This is a genomic window from Kineosporia succinea (assembly GCF_030811555.1).
Classification (GTDB): Bacteria; Actinomycetota; Actinomycetes; order Actinomycetales; family Kineosporiaceae; genus Kineosporia; species Kineosporia succinea.
The window spans coordinates 3785937-3797817 of sequence record NZ_JAUSQZ010000001.1; the positions used below are offsets into that span (position 1 = coordinate 3785937).

Consider the following 11881-nt stretch of genomic DNA (forward strand, 5'->3'; position numbering starts at 1 on the left):
CGAGACCCTTTCGGGACCCGGCCGCCTCGGTGCGCGAGAGATCAGAAGTTGATCATGTGCCCGGCCAGGCCGTGCACCGCTTCCTTCACGGCCTCGCTCAGCGTCGGGTGGGCGTGCACGTTGCGGGAGATCTCGTGCACCGTGAGGTCCCACTGCTGGGCCAGGGTCAGCTCGGGCAGCAGCTCGGTGACCTCGGGGCCGATCAGGTGGCCGCCGATGAGCTCGCCGTACTTGGCGTCGGCGATCAGCTTCACGAAGCCGACCGGCTCGGCCAGGCCGTGGGCCTTGCCGTTGGCCGTGAACGGGAACTTGGACACCTTGACGTCGTAACCCTTTTCGCGGGCCTGGGCCTCGGTGTAGCCGAAGCTGGCGACCTGCGGGTTGCAGAACGTGGCGCGCGGGATCATCGCGTAGTCGAGCGTCATGGTCTCGGCGCCGGCGATGGTCTCGGCCGCGATGATGCCCTGCGACTCGGCGACGTGGGCGAGCATCAGCTTCGAGGTCACGTCACCGATGGCGTAGATGCCCGGGACGTTGGTGCGCAGGTGGTCGTCGACCTCGATGGCACCGCGCTCGGTGAGGGCGACCCCGGTGTTCTCCAGGCCGTAACCCTTGGTGCGGGCGACGAAACCGATGGCCTGCATGACCTTGTCGGTCTCGAGCACCTGCTGCGTGCCGTCTTTGGTGACGGTGACGCGGACCGGGCCGGAGCCGTCTTCGATCGAGTCCACGCGGGTGCCGGTGAGGATCTTGATCCCGGCCTTCTTGTACCGCTTGGTGAGCTCGGCGGAGACGTCCGCGTCCTCGAGGGGGAGGATGCGGTCGAGGAACTCGACGATCGTGACGTCGACGCCGTAGTTGCTGAGCACGTAGGCGAACTCGATGCCGATGGCACCGGCGCCCGCGATGATGATGCTCTTCGGCAGCTCGGACGTCATGATCTGCTCTTCGTAGGTCACGACCCGCTCGGACAGGGTCGTGCCGGGGAGCAGGCGGGTGGTGGCACCCGCGGCGATGATGGCGTTGTCGAAGGTGACCGTGTCCTCGCCACCGTCGTTGAGCTTGACCGTGAGGGTGTGGGCGTCGACGAACGAGCCCCAGCCGTTCAGCTCGTCGATGCCGTTCTTCTTCATCAGGAAGTGAACGCCCTTGACGCGGCCGTCGGCCACCGAGCGGCTGCGCTGGAACGCGGCCTTGAAGTCGAAGGTCACCGAACCGTCGATCTGGATGCCGAAGGTCTTGGCCTCGTGCTGCACGGTGTGCGCCAGATCGGCGTTGCGGAGCAGCGCCTTCGAGGGGATGCACCCCACGTTGAGGCAGACGCCGCCCCAGTACTTGCTCTCGACGATGGCCACCCGCTTGCCGAGTTGTGCCGCACGGATGGCGGCGACATAGCCGCCGGGGCCGGCTCCCAGAACGATGACGTCGTAATGACCAGGCATGTCCATACACGTTAGTCGTCGCCGAACGCGACCCGCGCGCAGGTCCAGCGTGTTGCCGGGGCGTGATCGGGACCACTCGGCGCGCAAAATCTCTGCGCTTTGTGACTGGTGGGTTACTTTGGGGCATCTGGGTCTTGTGATCTTGGCGGACAAATCGGAACATAAGGGCTCTTCCGGGCAATCCGGACGTGTTCCCTGACATTCACGTCTCCCGAGAGGATCCACCGTGAAACCACGCCGTCTGCTTGTTGGCCTGGCCACTTCCAGTCTCGTCGCCATTGCGCTCGCCGCACCCGCAACGTCCGCGGGTGCCTCGATCGGCATCGGCAACGTCCCCACTGATGAACTGGTGGCCGTGTCGGCCGCGCAGAAGGAGTCCGTGAAGCAGGACCAGGCGGCCGACGCCCTGGTCAAGACGCTCGGGAAGGAGAGTGCGGGCGTCTACTACGAGGGCTCGACCCTCAAGGCCTCGGTGACCACGAAGGCCGCGCTGAAGAAGGCCGAGGCGGCCGGGGCCACCGCGACCGTGGTGAAGAACTCGACGGCGCAGCTGACCTCGGCGGTGGCCACGCTCGACGAGTCGGTCAAGCTGCCGGGCACGTCGTACGGCATCGACCCGGCGACGAACAAGGTGCTGGTCACGGTGGACAGCACGGTGACCGGGGCGAAACTGGCCAAGGTGAAGGCCGCGGTGGCGGACCTGGGCTCGAAGGCCACGCTGGAGCAGGTCTCCGGCACCTTCACCAAGAAGATCGCGGGTGGCCAGGCCATCTACGGCGGTGGGTACCGCTGTTCACTGGGCTTCAACGTGGTGAGCGGCTCGACCTACTACTTCCTGACCGCCGGGCACTGTGGTGAGGTGGCGAGCACCTGGTACTCGAACTCCGCGCAGACCACGGTGCTCGGGCCGACGGTGAGCTACTCGTTCCCGGGCAACGACTACGCCCTGGTGCGGTACAGCAGCTCGACGACCGCCCACCCGGGAACGGTCTACACCTACAACGGCTCGCAGGAGATCTCCAGCGCGGGCACGCCGACGGTCGGCCAGACCGTCTACCGCAGCGGTAGCACCACCGGCGTGCACAGCGGCCGGGTGACCGGGCTCAACACCACCGTCAACTACAGCGACGGCACGTCGGTCTCGCAGGCCATCCGCACCACGGTCTGCGCCGAGGGTGGCGACAGCGGTGGCTCGCTCTACTCGGGCACCGTGGCCTACGGGCTGACCTCGGGCGGCAGCGGTAACTGCACCTCCGGCGGGATCACGTACTTCCAGCCGGTTCCGGAGGCCCTCAGCGCCTACGGGGTGAGCATCTACTGATGCGCTGAGGCTCTCGAGAAGGGGGCATACGTGAGGACGCCGGTGAGCCCTGACCGCCGGCGTCCTCACTCTTTTGTGGTCCCGTCGGTGGCCCCGGCCCGGGGCGGTAACCCTCCCCCTCCTGGCGGGATGCCGTGAAGGGGGCGGATCGGGCATGATCGGGCTCTGACGCGACCCGGATCCCGGCCGGGCATAGCCTGGCCGCGGAGAAGGGTGGTCCGCGTCGGCTCGTCCCCGCGACGGGGGACTGGAAAACTAAGTCACTGGCGACGCAACCGGCACAGGGGTCTCGTGCGTCAGACTCCGGGTTCGCCGGGTGACGACTCGCGGGCCGTAATGAATTGATCGGACAAAAGCCACGCGTTCGGGGCGATCCGGTTCAGGTGGATCGCTGCTGTCGCGTACCGTAGTACCCGGTAGAGGGAAGGAGCGTTGCCTTGTCGGACCCGGCGCGCCTGTCGCAGGAATCGGGCAACCAGCTCATCGAGGGTGTGAACGCGGCGGAGTCGCCGACCGGGACACTTGAGTACGCCTCGGCATCGGCCGAGACTGCACAGGATCTCGGCAGCCTCACGGCCACCTCGGTGGCCGATCTTTCTACTGACACGTCTTCTTCCAGCTCATCGGGTGGTTCTGGGCCAGTGCGACTGATCGGCGGAGACGAGACCTCCGAGGCGATGCAGATGGCGGAGGCAGGCGCGGGATCGCTCGCCCCGGACTCCGGCGGGTCCAGGGAGGAGTTGTTCTCCACCTCGAACCTGCCCGCGGTGACCGGCGGCGGTCCCGACAGCGGCGGTCTGTCGATGTCGGCCGCCTCGGTCGGGGCGGCGCTGGCGGCGACCGGCGCGCCTCTCAATGTGCCGTCCGTCTCATCGGCGTCCCCGGCGTCCGGCTCGTTGCCCACGGGTTCCGAGCCCGAGCTGGGGCCCTCGACCGAGCCCTACACGGTGCAGCCCGAACCGGCCCGCGCGGCCTTCGGCGCCCCCGGTCCGGACCCCGACCGGGGTGACCCGCGCGCACGCCGCTCTCCCGAGACCGGTGGCTTCGTGCCGCGCGAGATGGTCGCCCGGCGCCGGGCCGCCGAAGCGATGACCCGCGCGATCGTGATGGCCCCGCCGCTGCCGCCGTCGATGATGAGCGCGGCCCAGCAGCAGATGCAGGCCCCGCCCAGCGGTTCGGTTCCGCAGCCCGGCCACCAGCCCACCGATCCGGCCGCGGCTGCCGCGGCCGCCGCGCGCCAGCAGGCCGGTCCGCGGGCCGGCCGCAAGCGCAAGGGCCGCAAGCACGGCGCCCACACCGCCGGCATCCCGTTGGTCGGGCCGGGCACGGGTTCGCAGCCCACCCAGCCGCCCACCGGTTCGATGCCGACGGCGCCGGGCACCGGCTCGATGCCGATCGGCTACAACCACCAGGGCTATCCCCAGCAGGGTTACCCGCAGCCGGGCTACCCGCAGGGCTACCCGCAGCCGGGCTATCCCCAGGGCTACGCGCCGCAGGGGTACGCGCCCCCGGGGTACCAGCAGCAGACCTACCAGCAGCCGCTGGGCTATCAGCAGGCCGCGCCCACGGGCTCGATGCCGCTCAACGCGATGGGGTCGGTGGGCGTGCCCACCGCTCCGCCGCAGCCGCAGATGCCGGCCATGCGCCCGCCGCGGCAGCCCTCGGGCGGTTCCCGCCTGGCCATGTTCGCCGGGGTCGTGGTGGTGATCGGCGCGATCATCGCCGGAGTCATCTTCAGCAACCGCGACAACGCCGACGACGCCGCGGCCAACGCGGGCCCCACCACCTCGTCCGCCCCCTCGGCCTCGAGCGGTGCGGCGCCGGTCAAGGCGGTGAGTCTCGACTTCACCGCCTCGTCGTTCGCTCCCGACGGCCAGGGCGGCATCGACGAGGCTGGCGGTGTCTACAAGTCGAGCTGGTACACCAAGCCCAACATCGGCGGCCTGAAAGAGGGCGTCGGCCTGGTGCTCGACCTGGGTGCGGCCAAGCAGGTCTCCTCGGTCGACTTCACCGTCAACGGCGCCACCGTGGCCGGGCTGCGGTCGGCCGACACGCTGTCCAACTCCGACCTCACCGCCTACACCAGCGTGGTGAAGCAGAAGGAGGTCTCCGGCAAGGTGTCGCTCGACGCCTCGCAGGGGGGCGTGCACCAGTACTGGATGATCTGGGTCACGAACATGGCTCCGAAGGGCGACGGCACCTACATCGTCGAGATCTCCGACCTGAAGGTGAACGGCGTCAAGTAGGTCTTCGTGTTCAGAAGTGGCACGGCCCGTTCCCCGGGCCGTGCCACTTCTGCGTCCGGCGCGTCCGTTCCTCAGATCCGTGACCGCAGCCCCTCGAGCACGTGGTCGGCGAGCGGCCAGCGGGGCACCACCCCGTCGACCGTGACCGCCACGGCCCCGCGGTAGGTACGCAGCCAGGTCACCCCGTCGTAGTCCAGGACCGAGGTGGGACGGGCCAGCCAGCGGCGCAGGGCGTCGCGGTCGAACACGGCATAGCAGACGTCGTCGATCCAGCACTCGACGTACGCCCGGAAGATGCGCAGCTCGAGCGTGACCGCGCCGCCGCCGGCGTCGCGCAGGTCGATCGCCAGGCCTGCCATGCCTTCAGGGTGATTCAAGCCGGTAGCCCCGGGCGAGGTCGGGAGATGGCACGCGACGTGCATCCCCGAGGGAGTGGTACGCGTCGCGGCGCCGAGCCCGTTTTCGCCCGGGCGGCTGGCAGGTGGTGGCGGCTGGCAGGCGGCGGCTCAGGCCGTGGAGGCCGGGGAGTTTTCCGGGGCGGGCAGGGTCACGCTGGAGGGACGCACGGCCGGGGCCGAGGCCTTGGTGGTCGTGGTCTCGCCGTACCCGTATCCGTAGCCGTACCCGTCATAGCCGCCGCGCCGCTTGCGCTGGGGGGCGAAGTTCAGCACCGAGCCCAGCAGTTTCGCGTTCACCGCGTCGAGGGCCTGCAGCGCCCGGTTGGCGTCTTCCTTGCGGGTCTTGCCGTGCCGCAGCACCAGCACCGCGCCGTCGGCGGCGGCCGCGAGCACCGCCGCGTCGGTGACCGGCAGCAGGGGCGGCGCGTCGACCACGACCACGTCGTAGTGGTCGGCCAGGGTGGCCAGCAGGTCGGCCATCTGCTGAGAACCCAGCAGTTCCGAGGGGTTCGGGGGAGTGGGGCCGGAGGGCAGCACGGCCAGGGTGTCGCGGCCGTAGACCGTGACCACGTCGCGCAGGTCGTGACGCCCGGCGAGCACCGTGGTCAGGCCGGCCCCGCTGCTGATGCCCAGGTACTGGCCCACGCTGGGCTTGCGCAGGTCGCCGTCCACCAGCACCACCCGGGCTCCGCCGAGGGCCAGGGTGAGCGCGAGATTGCAGGCGGAGGTGCTCTTTCCCTCGTTCGGCAGCGGTGAGGTGACCACGATGACGCGGGGCGGGGAGTCGACGTCGGCGAACTGCAGGTTGGTGCGCAGCGTACGGAACGCCTCGGCCCGGGCCCCCTGCTCGTCCGCGTCGACCAGGGGCTGGCGGCTGGTGCCGGCATCGAACGGCACCACGCCGAGAGGCACCGCGCCGGTGAGCTTCTCGATGTCCGAGACGCCGCTCACCGAGGTGTTCAGGGCGTCACGCAGCACGGCCGCGCCGATGCCCAGGCCGAGCCCGACGAGCAGGCCGAGCGCCAGGTTCAGCGGCACCCGCGGGGAGACCGGTGAGGTGGGCACCTGGGCGTCTTCGACGACGGACAGGCGCACCGGCGAACCGGACTGCCCGGGAAGGCGTTCCAGCATGGCCACGTAGTTGGGGAAGCGGGCGGCGATGCCGTCGGCGATGACCTTGGCGCGGTCGGGCACGGTGTCGGTCACGGTGATCTCGAGCAGCACCGTGTCGGTCGGCGCGGTGACGCTGATCTGGCTCGCCGAGACCGGCACGCCGTAGGTCGAGCGGACCTCTTCGAGCACCTTGGGGCTGGTGACCACGTCGGCGTACGACTTGATGCGCTGCTGGACGAAGGTGCTGCCCTGGCTCATCTGGGACACGCTGTCCTGCCCGTCGCCGGTGATGCCGACGAACATCTGCGTGGTGGCCGAGTAGGTGCGTACCTGGCGGCTCGTGTAGGCCCAGGCCGCGCCCAGGCCGAGAGCGGCGAGCAGCAGGACGACCAGCCACTGCCGTCGCAGCACGTGCAGGTACTGAACGATGGTCACGCGGGACCCCCCAAGGGCAGTGTCCGGACATCTGTCCAGGGCTGAAGGCCGGCGCTGAACGGCCTTCATGCTATCGACGCACAAAGGCGCTGACCGGCGTTGTGACAATCCGTTCGGGCCATGGCCGCATAGGTATTTCGGTCATCGGAATACCCGGAGTATGGAATGCTGACCGCTTCCGGTCCGGTTCTGCCCGTGCAAGCGATGGCGGCGGAATTGTCTCGGAAAAGTGCGCATGGATATTGCCCTCGAATTGCACGCTGCAGTGCAAGTGTGCGGCGGGTGTGCGTGGAGGTGCGCATGGGCACTGCACTGCTGATGCACCACGAAACTCAACACGTCAGCTTGTGGAGAAAGCGGTGAATTCGTGCCTATGCTGACAATTGCTGCAAGCGCAGTAGGTGTCGGCGGACCATATTTGCGCGATTGACGGGGGTCATCGTGATGACGGTGGAACGCTGGACAGGGCACGAGGCGTGGGCTTTGCGTCGGGCTCTGAGAATGACCGTGGTGGGATTCGCCGAATATCTCGGTGTCGGCACCCGCACGGTGAGCAAGTGGGAGGCACGCGGCGCTGACATCGAACCGATGCCAGAGCTGCAGGCGGTGCTGGACACCGCCCTGGCCCGGGCCGACCGGGCCAGTGCCGAGCGGTTCCGGCTGCTGATCCAGGCCGGCACGGCGGCGCGAGCCGCCGCGGGCCGGCGGCGCAGCACTGCGGAGAAGTCGCCCTCCTCACCGGCACCGGTGGCTCCGGTGTCCCCGGTGGCGAGGTCGGCGGGTCCCGGGCGTTCGGTCCGGGCCACCCGGGTCGGCCAGAACCTGGCCGACACCGCAGGCCGGGGTGTGGGCATCGCCCGGACCTCGGTGCGCGACCGCACGAACATGCCCGGCCGGCTCCGGCCGGCGCGCCGTCGTCCGGGTGCTCCCGGCGACCTGTCACCGGTGGCTCCGGTGCCGGGTCCCGGCACACCGGGTTCCGGCGTGACGGGTGTTCCGGGTATCGCCCCGGTGACGCACGACTGGCTGACCGACCCTCTGGTCCAGCTGCGGGCGTCCGACTCCGTGCCGGAGGGCGGTGCGCCCACGGTCGCGCCGTCGTTCGCCTGTTCCCCGCCCGAGGGCTGGGGGGCGAGCTGGCAGGAGCACCGGGGCCAGGGTCTGTCCGAACCGCCGGGAGGTCTGCTGGCGGTCGGGCGCAGCGATGTCGAGGCGGTGCACGAGACCGTCTCCTTCTTCAGTCGCGTCGACCAGCGCCGGGGTGGTGGTCATGCCCGCACCGCGGTGCTGCAGTACCTCACCTCCGACGTGTCGGCGTTCCTGCATGGGCGGTTCACCGACGACTCGGTCCGGCGGCAGATGTTCGCCGCGGCCGGGGAGCTGGCCGCTCTGGTGGGCTGGATGTCGTACGACGACGCGGAGCACCAGACCGCCCAGTGGGCCTATGCGATCGCGGTCAAGCTGGCCACCGAGGCCGGTGACGATCCACTCGCCGGGTTCGCCCTGAGGGCGATGTCCCGGCAGGTGCTCGACCTCGGTCAGCCGGAGCGGGCGCTCGACCTGGCCGCCGCGTCGGTCAGCGGCGACCGCTACCGGCGGGCGGTGCCCCGTGAGCGGGCGCTGCTGTCTCTGGGCCAGGCCCGGGCTCTCGCGATGGCGGGCGACCGGCAGGCGGCCACGGTGGCGGTGAAGCAGGCCGAGGCGGAACTCGCCGCGGCCGGGCTGTCCGGCTCCGAGCCCGACCGGGTGTTCTTCGTGAGTGAGGCCTCGCTGGCTCACCAGTCCGGGTGTGTGCTGCGTGACTTCGGAGACCTGCGCGGTGCGCTCGAGGCCTTCGAGCGCTCGGTGCAGATCCGGCCGCGCTCGAAGTTCCCGCGGGCGCACGCCATCACCCTGGGCGACCTGGGCGACGTGCAGGCCCGGCTGGGGCATCACGACCGGGCGGTCACCACCTGGTCGCAGGCGCTCGACGCGATGTCGGGCGTGCGCTCGGCCCGCACCCGCGCCATCGCCCGTCGCATCCGGGTGATGACGGCCAGCAAGCCGGTGCGGGTCGCCGGGTCGGAAGAACTGGCGGCCCGGGTGGAGCACTACCTGGCCGGCTGAGCGCGCTGATCCGCCGATCCACAACTGAACACGGCTCCGGTTCGGGACCCGGCCACGCGCCGGCCGGGTCCCCTCCGGACGAGAACCTCGGCGCACAGAACCTGAAACGCGCAGAGCCTGAACCGCACAGAACCTGAAACGCGCAGAGCCGAATGGTGGACGCGTCGGTGCACCGACGCGTCCACCATCGGGTTGCGCTCGTGGCTGGCTCCCGACCTCCCAGCCGTCTCCCAGGCGGCTCGGGGCATCCCCGAAGTTGCCCGGGCGAACATCAAGCATGCTGATGTTCATCTTCACCGCGTTGCTCATCGCCGGTGCGGTGGGCTGGTTCACCAGTCGCCGGGCACCGGTCCCGGTCCAGTCCCACCCGGTCGATCACCGCCCGGTCTACGGCACCCCGCCCGGCTACGGCCAGAGCCCCACGTACGGCCAGAGCCCCACGTACGGCCAGGCCCCCACGTACGGCCAGAGCCCTACCTACACGCGGGATTCCACGTACGTCCCGGGCCCGGCCGACGGGCGGTCCAGCTACGGGCAGGCAAGCTACGGGCAGCCCAGTTACGGCCAGGCCGCCGGTCCCGACCTCGCCGACGCCCGCGCCGAGGCCTCGCACTGGGTCGACCGTCTCGGCGGCGGCGTCACCGCGCTCGAGGGCCTGAACGCCGACGGGTCCGATGTCGCGGCCCGGCAGTCGGTGTCCGAGGCCGCCGAACGGCACGCGTCCGCCCGCCGTCAGCTGGCCGAGGCGGTCTCGGCCAAGCAGGTCCAGCTGGCCGGGCGCACCGCGATCGAGGGCCTGCACTACCTCCGCTCGGCCCGAACCGCCCTCGGCCTCGACCCGGGCCCCCAGGTGCCGCAGGAGAGCGCCGTCACCACCGTCGAGGGCACGCGGCGGGTCACCGTGGACAACGAGGAGTACGTCGCCTCGAACCGGCCCGGCGACTCCACGCCGTACTACTACCCGGGCGGGCAGGTGCAGGGCCGCAACGTCCCGGCCGGCTGGTACAGCAAGCCCTGGTGGAAGACGGCCATGGTCGCCGGGGCCGCCGGTATCGGCTCGATGCTGGTGCTGGACGCCCTCTTCGGCAACCACGGCCACGGAGGGCTCGGCGGCTTCGGCAGCTTCGGCGGAGTCGGCGGACCGGGCGGGCACCACGGCCCGCACGACGGCGGCGACTTCTTCGGAGGTGGGCAGGGTGGTCCCGGTGGCGGACCGGGTGGATTCGGCGGCTTCGACGACGGATTCGGATTCTGATCCAGGCGGGGGACGGCCCCTACAGCGACCGTCCCGGACCGCCGATCACCTTCTGGTCCCCGGTGCTTTCCCCGGCGGTCATCTGGCGCGACCCCGGGTTCCTCACCGATGATGACAAGACAGGCACTCAGGGTCACCGCCGATCCGCACCGACACCGCAGGCAATCGTCCGCAGCGGAGGCAGATCGTGGAGCTACACCTGATCGCGAGCCGGGTGCTCGGCGTGGTGCCGCGTAACCCCGCCGAGCTGCACGACAAGCTCAGCCACGCGATGACCGTGCTGAGCCAGGAGCCGGCCATGCGCTGGTCGTGCGTCGCCCTGATCGCCTCGGGCGTCGCCCTGGCCCTGGTGCGGCGCTGGAGTCACACACTGGTCGCCGTGCTCGCGCTCGCCGTCACCAGTTACGTGTGGCTGCAGGTGAGTCATGTTCGTGAGGGCGTGATCCTGTACGAGTTCTCCCGAGAGCACGGGCTCACCGAGGCCGACCTGCTGGTGCCGGTCGTGGTCTCGATCTCGGTGCTGCTGTGGCTGATCGGGCAGGCGGTGTGGCGGCGCCGGGGACCCCGCGAGGTCTACCAGGAGACCCGCACCGTCTCCGTCTCCTCGTCCTGAAGTCTCGAAGCCCCTGAAGCCCCTGAAGCCTCGAGGACCTCGAAGCCCCGAGGACCTCGAAGGCCTGCGGAACTTCGAAGCCCTGGTAGCCCCGAAGTCTCCCGAAGGAGACCTCAGCCCTCGATGCCCTGCCCGGAAGGCCCGTCCGTACCCGGCGACTGCGACGGCAGCCGGCCCGGATGCGTCTCCTGGTACGACCACCGTTCCTCGGCCCACACCTGTCCCCGCAGGTGGTAGCCCCGTTCCTCCCAGAAGCCCCGGCGGGGCTGGAGCAGGTACTCCCAGCCCCGGAACCACTTGGGCCCCTTCCACGAGTACAGGTGCGGAATGATCAGCCGTACGGGGTAACCGTGCTCGGGCGTCAGGTCCTCGCCGTCCTGCCGGAAGGCGAGGATCGCGTTGTCGGCGAGCAGGTCGTCCACCCGCACGTTCGCGCTGTAGCCGTACTGCCCGTAGACGATCACGTCGCTGATGCCGGGCAGCGGCGGGTAGGCCTCCACCACGTCACGGGCGAAGACGCCCTCCCACAGGTTGTCGAGGGTGGTGAACTTGCCCGCGCAGTGCATGTCGGCCGTGAGTGCCGCCTTCGGCAGCTGCTCCAGCTCGCCCAGCGTGACCACGAAGCTCTCGTCGCTCTTCGTCGCCCCGCCGAAACTCATCGACCAGGTCTCGCGGTCACGGACCCGGGGCACGGGGCCGTAGTGGCGCACGGGACGGTCCACGCGCCCGGTCTGGCCGGGTGGCAGAGGACGGTCGTCCGGCGGCTCACCGTGAGCATGATGGTCGTCCGGTCCCTCCTGCATCCCGCCCCTCATCCCGCCCATCAGGTCTCGTCCCCGGCCGGGGTCCGTACGACGTTCAAATACCGACCGGCGTCCACCATGTTCGACGCTGACGGCCCATTCGCCCAATCGGCAGGTGGGCGGGGTCTCGGACTCTACTGACCAGTCAG

The 11881-nt window shown here is 70.2% G+C and carries 9 protein-coding genes; 5 read left to right on the forward strand and 4 right to left on the reverse strand.

Annotation, left to right across the window (positions count from 1 at the left end):
• Window positions 1-41 precede the first annotated feature (41 nt).
• Complete coding sequence (lpdA, locus tag J2S57_RS16655) at window positions 42-1442, reverse strand: dihydrolipoyl dehydrogenase (protein WP_307243804.1); 1401 nt, start codon at window positions 1440-1442, stop codon at window positions 42-44.
• A 226-nt stretch (window positions 1443-1668) separates the two neighbouring features.
• Here lpdA and J2S57_RS16660 point away from each other — a divergent pair, with 226 nt between their 5' ends.
• Complete coding sequence (locus J2S57_RS16660; protein WP_307243806.1) at window positions 1669-2763, forward strand: S1 family peptidase; 1095 nt, start codon at window positions 1669-1671, stop codon at window positions 2761-2763.
• A gap of 437 nt (window positions 2764-3200) precedes the next feature.
• On the forward strand, window positions 3201-5009 hold the full coding sequence (locus J2S57_RS16665; protein WP_307243808.1) for a hypothetical protein: 1809 nt from the start codon (window positions 3201-3203) through the stop codon (window positions 5007-5009).
• A gap of 71 nt (window positions 5010-5080) precedes the next feature.
• On the opposite strand, the gene J2S57_RS16670 is transcribed toward J2S57_RS16665, so the two are convergent.
• Window positions 5081-5368 (reverse strand): hypothetical protein, encoded by a 288-nt coding sequence (locus J2S57_RS16670; RefSeq protein WP_307243810.1) that lies wholly within the window; start codon window positions 5366-5368, stop codon window positions 5081-5083.
• A 147-nt stretch (window positions 5369-5515) separates the two neighbouring features.
• Complete coding sequence (locus J2S57_RS16675; RefSeq protein WP_307243813.1) at window positions 5516-6955, reverse strand: tyrosine-protein kinase domain-containing protein; 1440 nt, start codon at window positions 6953-6955, stop codon at window positions 5516-5518.
• 588 nt (window positions 6956-7543) lie between these two features.
• Between J2S57_RS16675 and J2S57_RS16680 the strand changes: the two genes are divergently transcribed.
• The 3 genes from J2S57_RS16680 (at window position 7544) to J2S57_RS16690 (ending at window position 10929) form a co-directional block, all read left to right on the forward strand.
• Window positions 7544-9061 carry an NsdA family TPR-like regulatory protein gene (locus tag J2S57_RS16680; protein WP_307243814.1) on the forward strand — a complete coding sequence of 506 codons (1518 nt, stop codon included), beginning with the start codon at window positions 7544-7546 and terminating at the stop codon, window positions 9059-9061.
• 277 nt (window positions 9062-9338) lie between these two features.
• Window positions 9339-10316, forward strand: coding sequence for a hypothetical protein (locus J2S57_RS16685; protein WP_307243816.1), 978 nt, complete (start codon window positions 9339-9341; stop codon window positions 10314-10316).
• A 187-nt stretch (window positions 10317-10503) separates the two neighbouring features.
• A complete protein-coding gene (locus J2S57_RS16690; RefSeq protein WP_307243818.1) occupies window positions 10504-10929 on the forward strand; it encodes a hypothetical protein in 426 nt (141 codons plus the stop codon).
• Between the two features lie 113 nt (window positions 10930-11042).
• On the opposite strand, the gene J2S57_RS16695 is transcribed toward J2S57_RS16690, so the two are convergent.
• Entirely contained in the window at window positions 11043-11732 is a 690-nt protein-coding gene (locus J2S57_RS16695; protein ID WP_370882483.1) for a molybdopterin-dependent oxidoreductase, read from the reverse strand.
• Between the last annotated feature and the right edge of the window lie 149 nt (window positions 11733-11881).

Excerpts from the sequence above, each read along its gene's own strand:
- J2S57_RS16685 (WP_307243816.1), top strand. The coding sequence starts at position 9,339 with ATGCTGATGTTCATCTTCACCGCGTTGCTCATCGCCGGTGCGGTGGGC.
- J2S57_RS16695 (WP_370882483.1), bottom strand. The coding sequence starts at position 11,732 with ATGCAGGAGGGACCGGACGACCATCATGCTCACGGTGAGCCGCCGGAC.
- J2S57_RS16670 (WP_307243810.1), bottom strand. The coding sequence starts at position 5,368 with ATGGCAGGCCTGGCGATCGACCTGCGCGACGCCGGCGGCGGCGCGGTC.
- lpdA (WP_307243804.1), bottom strand. The coding sequence starts at position 1,442 with ATGCCTGGTCATTACGACGTCATCGTTCTGGGAGCCGGCCCCGGCGGC.
- J2S57_RS16680 (WP_307243814.1), top strand. The coding sequence starts at position 7,544 with ATGCCAGAGCTGCAGGCGGTGCTGGACACCGCCCTGGCCCGGGCCGAC.